The organism is Pseudomonas sp. LG1D9, assembly GCF_002949995.1.
Classification (GTDB): Bacteria; Pseudomonadota; Gammaproteobacteria; order Pseudomonadales; family Pseudomonadaceae; genus Aquipseudomonas; species Aquipseudomonas proteolytica.
In genome coordinates this window covers 4,492,673-4,508,336 of sequence record NZ_CP026881.1, presented here as the reverse complement: position 1 = coordinate 4,508,336, position 15,664 = coordinate 4,492,673, and the positions used below count along the sequence as shown (strand labels likewise).

The following is a 15,664-nucleotide window of genomic DNA, read 5'->3' as shown; positions in this document are numbered from 1 at the left end:
TCCCACATAGGCCCGGTTCCCACAGGGGGTTAGCTGTTTGCCGCGGTTTTCTTGTCCAACTCGGTCAGGCGCTGTTGCAGCTTGGCCAGGTCAGCGTCGATGTCGGCCAGCTTCTTGGCCTTGTCGGCGGCGTCGAGCTTGCTGTCGGCACTGATCGTGGTGCGCTGCTTGAACAGCTCCAGTTGGCGGATCGGCAGCAACTGGTCGTCGTTGGAAGCGAGGAACTTGCCCAGCTGCATGTTCTTGAGCACCGCCTTCTCTTCATCGGTGTCGCCGTAATTGGCAAAGAACTCACGGATCTTGGTTTTCTCGCTGTCGGTCAATGCCTTGCTCCACACCATCGGGTCGGCGGGGATCAGTGGCGACTTCCAGATCACCTTGAGTTGCGCGGCCTTGTCCGGTTGGGTCACTTCAAGGCGGTCCCAGCTTTCGGTGTTAAAGGTGGCCACGTCCAACTGCCCCTTGGCCACGCTCAGTGCGTTGACTTCATGGCTGGAGTTGAGGGTGCGCTTGAAGGCGGTGGCGGCATCCACGTTGTTCTTGGCGAACACGTAGTAGCCCGGCACCAGATAGCCCGAGGTGGAGTTCGGGTCGCCATTGCCGAAGGTCAGGTTCTTGGCGTTCTTGAGCATGTCTTCAACGGAGTTGAGGGGGCTGTCCTTGCGCACGATCAACAGGCTCCAGTAACCGGCGGCACCGTTGGCGGCGGCGGTCTGGGCGAAGATCTCACCGTTGGAGCGGTCCACCGCTTCCATCGCCGCCTTGTTGCCGAGCCAGGCCACATCGACCTTGTTGAAACGCATGCCCTGGATCAGGCCGGCATAGTCGGAGGCGAAGGTGGCGTTGATGGTCAGGCCGGTCTTCTTGTGCATGTCATCGAGAAATGGCTGCCAGATGCTCTTGAGGTTCTGCGAAGACTCGGTGGACATGATGCCGAAGTTGATCGCCTTGTCGGCAGCCTGGGCATTGCCCATGGCGACACTGGCCAACAACACCGCAGATAGAAAAACATGACCGATACGGTTCAGCATGGAACAGGCTCCTGTGGCTCGTGAGTAAGGGTTCAAGCGCGTGCCAGGGCCAGCCGCTGGGGCAACTCGGCGTGGCGGGACTGGTCGGAAAACATCAGACTGGTGTCGACATCGGCACCGTACAGATCGTTGAGAAACTGGCTGCTCATTGCGCTGCCCTGCCCGTCGAAATGAATGCGCCCACCCTTGAGCGCCACGGCACGCGGGCAATAACGCATGGCGTAATCGACTTGATGCAGGGTCACCACGACGGTCTTGCCGTCGCGGCGATTGATGTCGGCGAGGATCTCCATGACCTTGCGCGCCGACTCCGGGTCGAGTGAGGCGATGGGTTCATCGGCGAGAATCACCTCGGCGCGCTGGGTCAGCGCCCGGGCAATCGCCACGCGCTGCTGCTGGCCACCGGACAGGGTCGAGGCGCGCTGCTGGGCCAGGTCCGCCAGGCCAACCCGCGCCAAAGAATGCATGGCACATTGCTTTTCCTCGGCATTGAACAACCCGAGGTTGCCGCGCCAGCGCGGCATGCGGCCGAGGCAACCGAGCAGCACGTTGTCAATCACACTCAGGCGATTGACCAGGTTGAACTGCTGGAAGATATAACCGATATCCGCCCGCAACCTGCGCACCCTGCCATTCAACCGCCCACTGGCCTGCACCTCCCGGCCCAGTACCTTGACGCTGCCGCCATTACCTTTGTCGCAACAGGCCAGGCCCGCCAAATGGCGCAACAAGGTGGACTTGCCGGAGCCGGACGCACCAATCAGCGCGACCATCTCACCCGTGGCGATGGTGAGTTCGAGATCGACCAGTGCGGTTTTCTTCGAAAAGGTCTTGTTCAAGTGATCGACATGGATAGCGGGAGTCATGGGCTTCTCTGTCTTGGTTTGAACAGCCTTCCATGGCTGTGTTTGAGTTCAAACGACAGTAGGCGCGGGAGGTGTCAGACCTATGACTTGCACATGACGGGAGGGGGGCGGCTTGATGAAGGTTTTATGAAAGGTTGGCTGACACGCAGGGTTCTCCTGTGGGAGCTGGCTTGCCAGCGATGGACGTCAACGATGACGCGGGCGTTCAGGATGACCGCAGCGTCTGGGAGTTTTTCGCTGGCAAAGGGTGATGGCATGGGTAGCGGTGTGCCAGGCGGGCAAGAAAAAGGCGACCCGAAGGTCGCCTTTTGTCATTTTGCGTACTGCTTGCTCAATCCTGGCGGTACACCCTGCACATTCGTCTCTTCCCATGGCCCGTTCGGGCTGATGGAGCGGCTCCAGCCGTTGCTCCAGCGGTAGTAGGTGCGCTGGCGGTAGAAGGTGTCCGGTTGCTCGTCCAGCACGTAGACCTGCATCTTGCCGTCCCAATGGCTGGCAGCGCCGGGAGGCGGGGCGAAGGTCGGGGATTTGCTCGGCAAGGGTTTGGGCGGGGCGATGACCGGGCCGCTGGGTTTGCTGCTCGGCTGGGTCGACGGGCCCGACGGAGGAATGGTCGGGCCCGTAGGGGCTGGTGGTGGCCGATGAACCGCGCAAGCACTCAAGCCCAATACCAGGCTGAGCAGGGTGATACGAGCGATGGCGGTCATGGGCGTTTCCTCGAAATTATTGATCCGGACTGTCGATGGTCAACTGCTGGGTCGTGGTGATGCTGCTGGCCAGGGGTTGACTGTGGCCGATCCACTCGCCGGCAGTCGGTTGACCGGCCCGTGAGATGCGCGCAACCAGTTGGACTTCGGCGAAGTTGGACAGTTTCAACTGCGGCATCATCGCGTCGGCATCACCCAGTTCGACGGTCACCGGCAGGTCGGCCACGGTCACGCGCTTGGCCGCCAGTGGCGCCGGCGGGCCGGAAACAGCACGGGCGAAGATGAAGACGCTGTCAGTCGGCAGCGCACGGGCTTTGACGTCAGCCGCGAGGTCCACACGCACTTTCATCACGGCGCTCTTGACGGTCGGGGCGACAACACCGCCACCTTCTTTCAACTTCTCGGCGGCGCGGTCGATGCCGCCTTGCAGCGCTGCGCGGGAGTTGTCCTGCTCCGGCAACTGGGCCAGCAGGCGGTTCCAGTAGTCGATGGCATCCTGGTAGCGCTGGCTCTCAAAGGCGGCGATGCCCAGCAGGCCGAGGCTGGTGACTTCCTTCGGATCGAGCTTCAGCGCTTCGTCGGTCAAGGCCTGAAGCTGCGGCGACCATTGCTTGTTGTTGGCAAAGTACTGCGCCTGGGCCCACTGCCCGAGCAGTTCCGGCTGGCGACCGGCCAGGGCCACGGCGCGCTCGAAGACCTTGGCCGCATCCGCCGAGCGGTCCTGGGCCATGTAGGCGCGCCCCAGGAAGTACAGGCCTTCGGCCGAATCCGGTTGCGCCGCCGCTGCCCGTTCCAGGCGCTGGGTCATGTCGGCAAGCGACACCGGCGGCTCGGCGAATTCGCGGGTCAGTTCAACTTTGTCGATGGCGCCGTAATGCAGGTACAGCGCCAGGCCCAATACCGGCACCAGCACCGCGGCCAGCAGTGGCAGCGGTTTGCCCAGGCGCGATTCCCGGGGCTTTTCCACACCTTCGGTATCGGCCAGCAATTCACGGGCGGCTTCGGCACGACCGGTGTCGAGTTGCGCCGCGTTGAGCACGCCTTCGCTTTGTTGGGTTTGCAGTTCGGCAACACGTTCCTGATACAGCGCGACGTTCAGCGCGGTGCGGTCTTCTTCACGCTGGGCGCGACGTACGCGCAACACCGGGATCAACAGGAAACTCAAGGCAACCAGGAGCAGCAGGCCAGCTGCGAGCCAGAAATCAATCATCAGTTTTTTTGTCCAGCAGTTGGTCGAGGCGTTGGCGCTCTTGGGCAGATAGCGCGTCGCTGCCATCGGTGGGAGCCGCACGGCGACGGCGGACGATCATAGCCATGACGACCAGGCCGCCCAGCAACAGGGCAGCGGGGCCAAACCAGAGCAAGGCGGTCTTGCCGGTCAACGCCGGCTTGTAGCGGACGAACTCACCGTAGCGATCAACCATGAAGTCGATGATCTGCTGGTTGTCCTTGCCCTCGCCCAACATGCGGAAAATCTCCTTGCGCAGGTCGGCGGCAATCGGCGCGTTGGAGTCGGCGATGTCCTGGTTCTGGCACTTGGGGCAGCGCAGTTCCTTGGTCAGCTCGCGGAAACGCTCGCGGTCGCCATCCCGGGCGAATTCATAGGTGTCGATGGCGGCATGTGCCACGCCCACCAGCCCCAGCGCCAGTACAGCAGCGGTCAGCCAACGCTTCATGGCTTGGCCTCATCCACCAGGGCCTGGTACTTGGCCGCCAGTTGTTCGCGCCAGACCACTTCGTCGATCACCCCCACGAACTTGTCGCGGATCACGCCCTTGGCGTCGATAAAGAAGGTTTCCGGGGCACCGTAGACGCCGAGGTTCAAGCCCAGGTTGCCGTCTTCATCGCGCACGTCCAACTGGTACGGGTTGTGAAATTCCGCCAGCCACTTCAAGGCCGCCGCATTGTCGTCCTTGTAGTTGATGCCGTAGATCACCACGCCCTTCTCGGCCAGCTTGTTCAGCACCGGGTGTTCCACGCGGCACGAAATGCACCAGGTGGCCCACACGTTGACCAGCGCCGGTTTGCCGATCAGATCGGCCTGGGTCAGGGTTTTGTCGCCCTGCACCGTCGGCAGCGAGAACGCCGGGAACGGCTTGCCGATCATCGCCGACGGCAGCTCGGCCGGGTTCAGGTACAGGCCGCGATATAAAAACACCGCGACCAGCAGAAACAGCGCCAGCGGCAATACCATCAACCAACGCTTCATACAGCGGCTCCTTGCATGCCAAGGGCTTCACGCACCCGGCTCTTGACCTTGACCCGGTAACGCCGGTCCATCGCGGCCAGCAACCCGCCGAAGCCGGTCAGCAGGCCACCGAACCAGATCCAGCGCACAAACGGTTTGACGTGCACGCGCACAGCCCAGGCGCCATCGCCCAACGGCTCGCCCAGTGCCACGTAGAGATCACGGGTGAACCCGGCGTCGATCCCGGCTTCGGTCATCATCGAGCTTTGCACGGTGTACAGGCGTTTCTCCGGGTGCAGCACGGCGATTTGCTTGCCATTGCGCACCACGCGCACGGTGCCTTTGTCGGAAGTGAAGTTCGGCCCTTCGAAGTGCTTGGCGCCTTCAAACACGAACTGGTAGCCCGCCAGGTCCATGGACTCGCCAGGCGCCAGGCGCAGGTCGCGTTCGGCGCTGTTCTGGCTGGACAACACCACGCCCAGGGCACACACGGCAATGCCGATGTGGGCGACCTGCATGCCCCAGTAACTGCGGGTCAGGGTCGGCAGGCCTTTGATCAGGCCCTTGTGGCGGGTCTTGTCGAAGATATCGCGCACGCCGGCCAGCAACACCCAGGCCGCCAGCATGAAGGTCGCGAGCACGGCCCAGTTGAAGTCGCCGTAGGCAATCCCGGCAATCACCGACAAGGCGGCACTGCCCAGCAGCACCGGGGTCAGCATGCCCAGCAGCCATTTGACCGGGGTGTCTTTCCAGCGCACCAGCACGCCAATGGCCATTACCACCATCAGCAGGCCCATCAACGGGATGAACAAGGCGTTGAAGTACGGCGGGCCGACCGACAGCTTGGCGCCGGTCAGGGCATCGAGCACCAGCGGGTACAGGGTGCCCAGCAGGATCATCGAAGCGGCGACCACCAGGACCAGGTTGTTCCCCAGCAGCAGGGTTTCCCGCGACCACAGGTTGAAGCCCACGTGGCTCTTGACCACCGGCGCACGCAGGGCGAACAGGGTCAGCGAGCCGCCCACCACGCAGAGCAGGAAGATCAGGATGAACACGCCGCGCTCAGGGTCGGCAGCGAACGCATGCACCGACGTCAGCACGCCGGAACGCACGAGGAAGGTGCCCAGCAGGCTCAGGGAGAAGGCGGCAATGGCCAACAAAACCGTCCAGCTCTTGAACACGCCGCGTTTTTCGGTGACTGCCAAGGAGTGAATCAGTGCCGTGCCCACCAGCCAGGGCATGAAGGAGGCGTTTTCCACCGGGTCCCAGAACCACCAGCCGCCCCAGCCGAGTTCATAGTAGGCCCACCACGAGCCCAGGGTGATGCCGATACCCAGGAAGGCCCAGGCGACGATGGTCCACGGCCGCGACCAGCGCGCCCAGGCGGCGTCGAGACGCCCGCCGAGCAAGGCGGCGATGGCAAAGGCGAAAGCCACGGAGAAGCCCACATAGCCCATGTACAGCATCGGCGGGTGGACGATCAGGCCGATATCCTGCAGCAGCGGGTTGAGGTCGCGACCGTCCACGGGAATCTGCGGCAGAATCCGCTCGAACGGGTTGGAGGTCATGATCAAGAACAGCAGGAAGCCGATGCTGATCATGCCCATCACCGCCAGCACCCGCGCCAGCATCACTTGCGGCAACTGCCGGGAGAACACCGACACCGCAAAGGTCCAGCCGCCGAGGATGAAGGCCCACAGCAGCAGGGAGCCTTCGTGGGCACCCCAGACGGCGCTGAACTTGTAGTACCAGGGCAAGGCGCTGTTGGAGTTGCTGGCGACATAGGCGACGGAAAAGTCGTCGGTCATAAAGGCGTAGGTCAGGCAACCAAAGGCGAACGCCAGGAACGCGAACTGGCCCCAGGCGGCGGGTTGCGCCAGGCTCATCCACAGCCGATCACCGCGCCAGGCGCCCAGCAGCGGCACGATGGCCTGGACGATGGCAAAGCACAGGGCGAGGATCATCGCCAACTGGCCCAACTCGGGAATAAACAATGTAGAGGTCATTGCTTAACCCTCCTTGGCTGGGGTTGGCGCGGATTGGCCGCTTTCTTTCAGGGCCTTGGTCACTTCCGGTGGCATGTATTTTTCATCGTGCTTGGCCAGCACTTCGTCGGCCACCACCACGCCCTGGGCGTTGATCTTGCCGAGGGCCACGATGCCCTGCCCTTCGCGGAACAGGTCCGGGAGGATGCCACGGTAGGTGATGGTCACGGATTTGTTGAAGTCGGTGACCACGAAGGTCACGTCCAGGGAGTCGCCGGAACGTTTCAGGGAGCCGGCCTCGACCATGCCACCGGCACGGATGCGCGTGTCTTGCGGCGCTTCGCCATTGGCGATCTGGGTCGGGGTATAGAACAGGTTGATGTTCTGCTGCAAGGCGCTCAAGGCCAGGCCCACGGCAACGCCGACGCCCACCAGGATGGCAAGGATGATCAACAGACGCTTTCTACGCAGCGGATTCACTTATCGGTCTCCCGGCGCAGACGACGCGCCTCTTGTTGCAGGTAACGCTTGCGGGCCAGGATCGGCGCAACGACGTTGAGGGCCAGGACTGCCAGGCTGATGCCATAGGCGGTCCAGACGTACAGGCCGTGGTGGCCCATGGCGAGAAAATCACTGAAAGAGGCGAAACTCATCCACGGGCTCCCAGGCTGTTTTGCACTTCGACCTTGACCCAGCTGGCGCGGGCTTCACGCTTGAGCACTTCGAGGCGCATGCGCATCAGCAGCACCGCGCCGAAAAAGCAGTAGAAGCCCAGGACCATCAGCAGCAGCGGCGCCCACATTTCCACGGGCATCGCCGGTTTTTCGGTGAGGGTGAAGGTGGCGCCCTGGTGCAGGGTGTTCCACCACTCCACGGAGTACTTGATGATCGGGATATTGATCACGCCGACAATCGCCAGCACCGCGCAGGCCTTTGCGGCACTCTCACGATTGCTGATCCCGTTGCCCAGGGCAATCAGACCGAAGTACAGAAACAGCAGGATCAACATGGACGTTAGTCGCGCATCCCAGACCCACCACGAACCCCAGGTCGGCTTGCCCCAGATCGCCCCGGTCAGCAGCGCCACCGCGGTCATCCACGCACCGATGGGCGCGGCGCATTGCAGGGCGACGTCGGCCAGCTTCATCTTCCATACCAGGCCGACGATGCCGCACACCGCCAGCATCACGTAGCAGGACTGGGCCAGCAGCGCGGCGGGAACGTGGATATAGATGATGCGAAAGCTATTGCCCTGCTGGTAATCCGGCGGCGCGAAGGCCAGGCCCCAGACCAGGCCGATACCGATCAGCAGGAAGGCGGCGACGGCGAGCCAGGGCAGCATTTTGCCGCTGATGCCATAGAACCACTTGGGCGAGCCGAGCTTGTGAAACCAGGTCCAGTTCATTGCTGTTTCCATCACGGTTGCTTCTTGTCGTTGCAAGAAGCTTAGGGTCTTTACTGACTCAGTGAAAACACTGGGTCAGACCTCATTATTCGCCGACGCTGATTTTCAGGCCGGCCGCTATAGCAAAGGGTGTCAGGGTTACCGCCAGGGCGGTCAGGCTGCCAAGCCACAAGAGGTAACCGGTCGCCGGCATCCCCATGAGCGCGGCCTGCAAGGCGCCGCTGCCCAGGATCAACACCGGGATATACAAAGGCAAAATCAGCAAGGCCAGCAACAGCCCACCGCGCTTCAAGCCGACGGTCAGTGCCGCACCGACGGCCCCCAGCAGGCTCAGCACCGGGGTGCCTAGCAACAACGAGGCCAGCAGCACCGGCAGGCATTCGGAAGGCAGTCCCAACATCATCGCCAGCAGCGGCGCGAGCAGGACCAGCGCCAGGCCGGAGAAGGCCCAGTGTGCCAGTACCTTGGCCAGTACCAGAAGAGGCAGGGGGTGCGACGAAAGGACCCACTGTTCGAGGGATCCATCTTCGAAATCACTGCGAAACAGCCCGTCCAGCGAGAGCAGGACGGACAAAAGTGCCGCTACCCACACCAGTCCCGGAGACAAGGTTTGCAACAGTTTAGTCTCGGGGCCGACCGCCAAAGGGAACAAGGCGATGACAATCGCAAAAAACACCAGCGGGTTGGCCAACTCGGCCGGGCGGCGACACAGCAAGCGAGCTTCGCGGGCGACCAACAGGGCAAAGACACTCATACCGACCACCGCCCCAGGTCCAGGTCACGGTAGCCGGCGGGCATGCGGGTCAAGGTGTGATGGGTGGTGAGGACCACCATGCCACCCTGCTCGCAATGCCGGGCCAGGTGTTCTTCAAGCTGGGCCACGCCCTGTTTGTCGAGGGCGGTGAACGGTTCGTCGAGGATCCACAGCGGCGGGCCATCCAGGTACAGCCGGGCCAGGGCCACGCGGCGTTGCTGGCCGGCCGACAGGGTATGGCAGGGAACATCTTCGAAACCCTTCAGGCCCACGGCGGCCAGGGCCTGCCAGATGGACTCGCGCGTAGCCGGGTGATGCAGGGCGCTGAGCCAACTGAGGTTTTCTTCAGCCGTCAGCACATCCTTGATCCCGGCGGCGTGGCCAATCCACAGCAGGTTGCGCGCCAGCTCCGTGCGTTGTTCGTGCAGCGGTTTGCCGTTAAGGCGCACCTGCCCTGCCGTAGGCTGCATCAAACCGGCCAGCAGGCGCAGCAGGCTGGTCTTGCCGCTGCCGTTGGGCCCACTGATCTGCACCATGTCGCCGCCCGCCAGACGCAGTTCGAGGTGTTCGAACAGCATCCGCAGGTCTCGCTCACAGGCAAGCGCAACGGCTTCAAGTAGTGGACTGGTCACAAGATCGCGGGCCTTTACGGTTCAAGTCGGCGGTGGAACGGCCGTTAAAGAGATGCACAATAACTGCATTGGCGGCCTGTTTTAGAGAGCTGGATCAATCAGTTGTGATGTTTTTGACCCGCTCTTTGAAGACGGGCGGCATTATACATGCGATGCCCTACTCTAAAGAGGGCAATTTCCTTGAGACGGCGGCCACGATGACCGGTGACATCAACCTTCCGACCCTCCCCCCAGCCCCGGCCACCGGGCCCAGGCCTGCGCCTGCAGTGGGCGAACTGCTGAAACTGCTGGAGCCCCAGACAGGCTTGATCGACGCCGGAAAAACCGTGAACGCCGAGGTGCTGGCGCTCAAGCAAGGCGGTGAAGCCTTTCAGCTATTGCTCAAGCTGACCCTCGAAGGTGGCCGCCAAACCCTGGTACAGGCCGCCAGCAGCCAGCCGCTGCCCCTGGGCAGCAACGTCGCGGTGAGCCAGACGGCGTCCGGCGACCTGGCCATCAGCCTGCAACAGGCCCTCAGCGCCAATGTCGCGGCCCTGACCCGAATCGACACCAATCAATTGCCGTTGGGCACCTTGCTGCAAGCCAAGGTCCTGACCTCGCAGATGCTGCCCCAGGGCGCCGGGCAACCGGCGCTGTACCGCTCGCTGGTGTCGGTGCTCAACAGCGCCTTGAGCGGCACCACCCTGACCCTGGAAAGCCCGCAGCCGCTGCGCGTCGGCAGCTTGCTCAGCGCCGTGGTACAGGGCGCGCAGACCCTGGATTTCGTGCCTTTGAGCGGGCTGCGCGATCAACTGGCAGTCAGTCAGCAATTGGCGACTCAGCAAAGCCGCCAGGGCTCACTGGAAGGCTTGCTCAGCGCCCTGCAAAACCTGCCGCGCACTGCCGACCTGCCGGCGGATCTGCGCGCAGCGGTAGAGCGGGTGCTGGCCGGCATGCCCGACCTGGCCCAAGTCAGTAACCCCAAGGTGCTGGCGCAATTGCTGCACAACAGCGGCGCGCTGCTGGAGGCCAAGCTGCTGGCCGGGCAAAATCCGTTGGTCCCGCCTCTGGACATGAAGGGCAGCCTGCTGCGCCTGGTGGCCGAGCTGATGCCCGCCCTCCCCGCCAGCACCAATCTCAATGCCATCCTGGCCGCCAACACCCTGGCGCAGATGCTGCCCAGTTTTGTGCGTAGCCCCTTGGGCACCCTCGGCCAGATGGGCGCCCGCACCGCACCTGGCGGCTTCCCTTTGCCGGAGCGGCTGTTGCAGCGCCTGGAGGGTGAAAACAGCCTGGAAAACCTGCTGCGCCTGGCCGCCGGCGCCATCTCCCGTTTGCAGAGCCACCAATTGTCGAGCCTGGAACAGACCGGCACCACCGCCGACGGCCGCCTGCAAACCACCTGGCAGATGGAAATCCCCATGCGTACCCTGCAGGACATCGTGCCACTGCAGGTCAAATTCCAGCGCGAAGAACCGGCGCCGGACAAGGACGAGCCTGAACGCAAGATCGAACGCGACGCCAAAAAAATGCTCTGGCGCGTGGAGCTGGCGTTCGACATGGAGCCCCTGGGCCCATTGCAGGTCCAGGCGCAACTGAGCGAAGGCAAACTCTCCAGCCAGTTGTGGGCCACCCGCCCGTTTACCGCCAGCCTGATCGAAAGCCACCTGGGTAGCCTGCGCGAACGCCTGGTGTCGTCGGGCCTCAACGTCGGCGACCTCGACTGCCACCTCGGCACCCCGCCCCGCGGGCCAAAGACCGGGCTGGAACAACGCTGGGTGGATGAAACCGCATGAAAAACCCCAACCCACCGCGCCAGGCCATCGCCCTCAAATACGACGGCAAAGCGGCTCCCGCCCTGACCGCCAAAGGCGACGACGCCCTGGCCGAAGCCATTCTGAAGTTGGCGCGGGAGCACGAAGTACCGATTTATGAAAATGCCGAGCTGGTGAAATTGCTGGCGCGCATGGAACTGGGGGACAGCATTCCCGAAGAGCTGTACCGGACCATCGCCGAGATCATTGCGTTTGCCTGGACGTTGAAGGGCAAATTCCCGGTGGGCTATGACCCGAATGCCGAGCCAGAGGAGCGGGATGTGACGGCGCGCGGGGATGATTACTGAAATCCCAAGGCTGTATGCCGACCCAAAATGTGGGAGCTAGCTATTGTGGCGAGCGGGCTTGCCCCGCGTTGGGCTGCGCAGCAGCCCCAAAACCAGCCTCCATGGTGTATCTGACACAGTGCATTCGGCTTACTGGGGCTGCTGCGCAGCCCAACGCGGGGCAAGCCCGCTCGCCACAACAGCCCGCTCGCCACAACGGCCCGCTTCCACATGGGAACTGCGGCCAGTTCAGGTTTTGTGCAATTTGCTCATCAACTGCGCCTCGGCCTGGGTCAGGCCGCAGGATTGGGTCAGTTCGTCCACCGTGGCGCCCATGCCCACCAGCTTCGCCGCTTGGGCGAAGGACAGGTTGGCCGGGTCGCGCTGTTCCAGTGCCGACAGTTTGTCGGGCAACGGGGCGAGGATTGAACGCAGTTCATGCACGTCCTCCCCCACCCGCACGGCGCTTTGCTGGTAGTTGTCCACGCGCTTGGCGATCTCGCGCAGACGTTGATCGCGCACGGCGTCGCGCTCGGCCTGCTGCAGCACCAATTCGCGTTGTTGGCGCATATAACGCAGCAACACCACCAGGGTCCCGACCCACAGCAGGGCCAGGACGATTACCGCTACCTCAAGCATCAATCAGATGTTCTCCAGGTCCGACCACTCTTCTTCGCTCATCATCTTGTCCAGCTCAACCAGAATCAGCAGCTCGCCGTTCTTGTTGCATACGCCCTGGATAAACTTGGCCGACTCTTCGTTGCCGACATTCGGCGCAGTCTCGACTTCCGACTGACGCAGGTAAACCACTTCGGCCACGCTGTCGACCATGATCCCGACCACTTGCTTGTCGGCTTCGATGATGACGATACGGGTGTTGTCGTTGACTTCAGTCGGCATCAGGCCAAAGCGCTGGCGGGTGTCGATCACGGTCACGACGTTGCCGCGCAGGTTGATGATGCCCAGCACGTAGCTCGGCGCACCCGGCACTGGCGCGATTTCGGTGTAGCGCAGCACTTCCTGCACCCGCATCACGTTGATGCCGTAGGACTCGTTGTCCAGCTTGAAGGTCACCCATTGCAGAATCGGATCATCCAAACCCTGTGCGGACGCTGACGACTTGTTCATACCCCTGACCCCTTCAAATACCGTTGATAACGGCGTGTGTTCTTCTTTGGCAGCACCGTGGCGCTGCGCCTCTTATCAAGTACGTTTGTTACCTGGCAGATCCTTTACCGCGCCGCTGGCAATCAGCTCCGCCAATTCGGCGACATCCAGCAGCGCGCACATATGTTCAATCACCGTGCCCGCCAGCCATGGCCGCTGGCCACGGTGGCTGCGCCATTTGATTTCGTTGGGGTCCAGGCGCAGCGAACGGCTGACCTGATGCACCGCCAGCCCCCATTCGTAGCCCTGCACCGAAATCACGTATTGCAGGCCCTGGCGGAAATCATCGCGATAGCGGTCGGGCATCACCCAGCGCGCAGTGTCCAGCACCTTGAGGTTGCCGGCCTGGCTCGGCAGGATCCCGAGAAACCACTCCGGCTGGCCGAACAACGGCGTCAGTTCCTGGCCTTCCAGGGAGTAGATCGACCCCAGGCACACCAGTGGCACCGCCAGTGTCAGCCCGGCGACATCGAACAACAGGCATTCGAACGACTCGGCAGCCCAGGCCGGTCGACCATCGGTTTCCACCGGTGGCGGGGTAATGCTCGGCGGCCGATGCACCTCGGCCACCGGCGGTACCAGCACCAGCGGTACAGGCTCAGGCGCGACCACAACGGCAACCGGCACCACCGCATCACGGGCCTGCTCTTCCAGGACCGCCAGTTGAAACTCATCCAGGCCGGCCTCAGCCTCGACCACAGGCACCGCCAGCGCTTCATCCAGCACCAGGATCGGCTCGGGCAGCACTTCCTCGGTCGCCTCTTGCAGCAGCGCGTCCAGGTAGGACTGCAGCGCCAGTTGCGGCCGGGTCTTGATATCGACAGGACGACTCATCTGTATGCCCACGCGCAAGCCCCGTTAACCGTGTATTCAAAGGTTATCGGCGGGATGCCCCGTGGACTTGAATTCAGGTTCATTTCACGCCACCTGCGCCACAAGTTGCTGGGCCAGCAGGTGCTTGAGCAAGGCGCGGTACGCCAGTACGCCACGGCTCTTGCCATCGAATTGCGACGGCGCCAGGCCCGCGCGGCTGGCGTCACGCAGGCGCGTATCCACCGGGATATAGCCTTGCCAGATGGTGTCCGGGTAAGCGTCGCGCAGTACGCGCAAGGTGCCCAGGGAAGCCTGGGTACGACGGTCGAACAGGGTCGGCACGATGCTGAACGGCAACGCCTGCTTGCGTGAGCGGTTGATCATGGTCAGGGTGCTGACCATCCGCTCCAGGCCCTTGACCGCCAGGTGTTCGGTCTGCACCGGGATCACCAGTTGCTGGCTGGCCGCCAGGGCATTGACCATCAGCACGCCGAGCAATGGCGGGCTGTCGATGATTGCGTAATCGAAGTCCTGCCACAGTTGCGCCAGACTCTTGGCGATCACCAGGCCCAGGCCGCTCTGCCCCGGCGACTGGCGCTCAAGGGTCGCCAGGGCGGTGCTGGAGGGCAGCAGGGAAATCTTCTCGTTGCTGGTGGGCAACAGCAGTTGCCCGGGCAAGCCGGTGGGCACACTGCCCTTGTGCAGGAACAGGTCGAAGCAACTGTGCTCCAGGGCATCGGGGTCGTAGCCGAAATAGCTGGTCATCGAGCCGTGGGGATCCAGGTCGACAATGACCACACGCTTGCCCGCCTCGGCCAGCAGACCGGCTAAGGCGATGGAGGTGGTGGTCTTGCCGACTCCACCTTTTTGATTGGCAACTGCCCAGACTCTCATTCGGATTGTTCCTCCCGGCAGGCACTGGCTCGACCGAGAAATAGCACGAGGTTATAGAGCCGGTGACGGAGAATTGACGGCACTCTCCCGAACCGGCGGCTTTACGGGCGTCGGTGCAGTTTGTGTGCCAGCCCGCTTCATTGCAGCATCAGGTTGTGCATTGGCCGCGCCGGTGGCGGTCAGGCTGCGGCGCACATCCAGGTTGCGCGACACTACCAACACCACCCGGCGGTTGCGCGCGCGGCCTTCGGCCGTCGCATTATTGGCCACGGGCTGGAATTCACCATACCCCACCGACGCCAGGCGCCCAGGGTTCACGCCCTGCATCGCCAGCATGCGCACGATGCTCGCCGAACGCGCCGACGACAGCTCCCAGTTAGTGGGAAATTGCGCAGTGTGGATCGGCTGGTCATCGGTAAAACCTTCGACGTGGATCGGGTTGTCGAAGGGTTTGAGGATGGCCGCCACCTTATCGATGATGCTGAACGCAATATCACTGGGCAGCGCATCGGCGCTGGCGAACAGCAGGCTGGAATTGAGCTCGATCTCCACCCACAGCTCGTTGCCGCGAATGGTCATCTGGTTGGAGCTGATCAGGTCGCCAAAGGCCGCACTGATATCGTCGGCGATGCTCTTGAGCGGATCGCTGCCGCCACTGATACCGGCGTCGGTCTCGTCGCTGTCCTTGACCAGGGGCTTGGCCGGGGTCATGGTCTTGGGCCGCTCGTCGCCAATGGGAATCGGCTTGAGGGCCCGGTCGGAATCGGTAAAGACGCCCACCAGGGCTTCGGAGATGACTTTGTACTTGCCTTCGTTGATCGAGGAAATGGAGTACATCACCACGAAGAAGGCGAACAGCAAGGTGATGAAGTCGGCGTAGGACACCAGCCAGCGCTCATGGTTGACGTGCTCTTCAGGCTCGCGGCGACGACGGCTCACAGGCAATCCCCCTCGCAGGCTTGCTGTGGCAACTGGGCCTGTCGTGGCATGCGGGCTTGCTGTGGCAGCCGGGCTTGCTGTGGCGAGCGGGCTTGCCCCGCGCTGGGCTGCGAAGCGGCCCTAAAATAACCACCGCGCAGTGTCAGACAGTTTGCCGATCCAGGTTTTGGGGCTGCTACGCAGCCCAGCGCGGGGCAAGCCCG

Annotated in this window: 19 protein-coding genes; 2 read left to right on the top strand and 17 right to left on the bottom strand. The window is 62.9% G+C overall.

Annotation, left to right across the window (positions count from 1 at the left end):
• Window positions 1-29: 29 nt before the first annotated feature.
• The 12 genes from phnD to ccmA all read right to left on the bottom strand — a co-directional run bounded on the left by phnD (window position 30) and on the right by ccmA (window position 9,514).
• Window positions 30-1,031 carry a phosphonate ABC transporter substrate-binding protein gene (gene phnD, locus C5F71_RS21050; RefSeq protein WP_092234596.1) on the bottom strand — a complete coding sequence of 334 codons (1,002 nt, stop codon included), beginning with the start codon at window positions 1,029-1,031 and terminating at the stop codon, window positions 30-32.
• A gap of 32 nt (window positions 1,032-1,063) precedes the next feature.
• Complete coding sequence (gene phnC / locus C5F71_RS21045; RefSeq protein WP_092234593.1) at window positions 1,064-1,897, bottom strand: phosphonate ABC transporter ATP-binding protein; 834 nt, start codon at window positions 1,895-1,897, stop codon at window positions 1,064-1,066.
• Between the two features lie 311 nt (window positions 1,898-2,208).
• The gene (locus C5F71_RS21040) at window positions 2,209-2,604 is read right to left on the bottom strand and encodes a hypothetical protein (RefSeq protein WP_029292605.1); all 396 of its coding nucleotides are present in this window, start codon (window positions 2,602-2,604) and stop codon (window positions 2,209-2,211) included.
• A gap of 16 nt (window positions 2,605-2,620) precedes the next feature.
• A complete protein-coding gene (gene ccmI / locus C5F71_RS21035; protein WP_104911858.1) occupies window positions 2,621-3,814 on the bottom strand; it encodes a c-type cytochrome biogenesis protein CcmI in 1,194 nt (397 codons plus the stop codon).
• Window positions 3,807-4,280, bottom strand: coding sequence for a cytochrome c-type biogenesis protein (locus C5F71_RS21030; protein ID WP_104911857.1), 474 nt, complete (start codon window positions 4,278-4,280; stop codon window positions 3,807-3,809). Before C5F71_RS21030 ends, ccmI begins: the two co-directional genes overlap by 8 nt.
• The gene (locus tag C5F71_RS21025; protein WP_104911856.1) at window positions 4,277-4,813 is read right to left on the bottom strand and encodes a DsbE family thiol:disulfide interchange protein; all 537 of its coding nucleotides are present in this window, start codon (window positions 4,811-4,813) and stop codon (window positions 4,277-4,279) included. Before C5F71_RS21025 ends, C5F71_RS21030 begins: the two co-directional genes overlap by 4 nt.
• Window positions 4,810-6,798: a heme lyase CcmF/NrfE family subunit gene (locus tag C5F71_RS21020; RefSeq protein ID WP_104911855.1), complete on the bottom strand. Its 1,989-nt coding sequence runs from the start codon at window positions 6,796-6,798 to the stop codon at window positions 4,810-4,812. The genes C5F71_RS21025 and C5F71_RS21020 overlap by 4 nt, the downstream gene beginning before the upstream one ends.
• A gap of 3 nt (window positions 6,799-6,801) precedes the next feature.
• The gene (gene ccmE / locus C5F71_RS21015) at window positions 6,802-7,257 is read right to left on the bottom strand and encodes a cytochrome c maturation protein CcmE (protein ID WP_104911854.1); all 456 of its coding nucleotides are present in this window, start codon (window positions 7,255-7,257) and stop codon (window positions 6,802-6,804) included.
• On the bottom strand, window positions 7,254-7,430 hold the full coding sequence (gene ccmD / locus C5F71_RS21010; RefSeq protein WP_029292593.1) for a heme exporter protein CcmD: 177 nt from the start codon (window positions 7,428-7,430) through the stop codon (window positions 7,254-7,256). The genes ccmE and ccmD overlap by 4 nt, the downstream gene beginning before the upstream one ends.
• On the bottom strand, window positions 7,427-8,182 hold the full coding sequence (locus C5F71_RS21005) for a heme ABC transporter permease (protein ID WP_104911853.1): 756 nt from the start codon (window positions 8,180-8,182) through the stop codon (window positions 7,427-7,429). The genes ccmD and C5F71_RS21005 overlap by 4 nt, the downstream gene beginning before the upstream one ends.
• A gap of 85 nt (window positions 8,183-8,267) precedes the next feature.
• Window positions 8,268-8,936: a heme exporter protein CcmB gene (gene ccmB / locus C5F71_RS21000; protein ID WP_029292588.1), complete on the bottom strand. Its 669-nt coding sequence runs from the start codon at window positions 8,934-8,936 to the stop codon at window positions 8,268-8,270.
• The gene (ccmA, locus tag C5F71_RS20995; protein WP_235860999.1) at window positions 8,933-9,514 is read right to left on the bottom strand and encodes a cytochrome c biogenesis heme-transporting ATPase CcmA; all 582 of its coding nucleotides are present in this window, start codon (window positions 9,512-9,514) and stop codon (window positions 8,933-8,935) included. The genes ccmB and ccmA overlap by 4 nt, the downstream gene beginning before the upstream one ends.
• 251 nt (window positions 9,515-9,765) lie before the next feature.
• Here ccmA and C5F71_RS20990 point away from each other — a divergent pair, with 251 nt between their 5' ends.
• A complete protein-coding gene (locus C5F71_RS20990; protein ID WP_104911852.1) occupies window positions 9,766-11,343 on the top strand; it encodes a flagellar hook-length control protein FliK in 1,578 nt (525 codons plus the stop codon).
• Window positions 11,340-11,669: an EscU/YscU/HrcU family type III secretion system export apparatus switch protein gene (locus C5F71_RS20985; protein WP_029292582.1), complete on the top strand. Its 330-nt coding sequence runs from the start codon at window positions 11,340-11,342 to the stop codon at window positions 11,667-11,669. The genes C5F71_RS20990 and C5F71_RS20985 overlap by 4 nt, the downstream gene beginning before the upstream one ends.
• A 228-nt stretch (window positions 11,670-11,897) precedes the next feature.
• Here C5F71_RS20985 and C5F71_RS20980 read toward each other — a convergent pair whose 3' ends face one another.
• The 5 genes from C5F71_RS20980 to motD all read right to left on the bottom strand — a co-directional run bounded on the left by C5F71_RS20980 (window position 11,898) and on the right by motD (window position 15,461).
• A complete protein-coding gene (locus tag C5F71_RS20980) occupies window positions 11,898-12,290 on the bottom strand; it encodes a DUF2802 domain-containing protein (RefSeq protein WP_104911851.1) in 393 nt (130 codons plus the stop codon).
• Entirely contained in the window at window positions 12,291-12,776 is a 486-nt protein-coding gene (locus tag C5F71_RS20975) for a chemotaxis protein CheW (RefSeq protein ID WP_029292578.1), read from the bottom strand.
• Between the two features lie 75 nt (window positions 12,777-12,851).
• The gene (locus C5F71_RS20970) at window positions 12,852-13,649 is read right to left on the bottom strand and encodes a CheW domain-containing protein (RefSeq protein WP_104911850.1); all 798 of its coding nucleotides are present in this window, start codon (window positions 13,647-13,649) and stop codon (window positions 12,852-12,854) included.
• A gap of 84 nt (window positions 13,650-13,733) precedes the next feature.
• Window positions 13,734-14,522 (bottom strand): ParA family protein, encoded by a 789-nt coding sequence (locus tag C5F71_RS20965; RefSeq protein WP_029292574.1) that lies wholly within the window; start codon window positions 14,520-14,522, stop codon window positions 13,734-13,736.
• 51 nt (window positions 14,523-14,573) lie between these two features.
• A complete protein-coding gene (motD, locus tag C5F71_RS20960) occupies window positions 14,574-15,461 on the bottom strand; it encodes a flagellar motor protein MotD (RefSeq protein WP_029292572.1) in 888 nt (295 codons plus the stop codon).
• Between the last annotated feature and the right edge of the window lie 203 nt (window positions 15,462-15,664).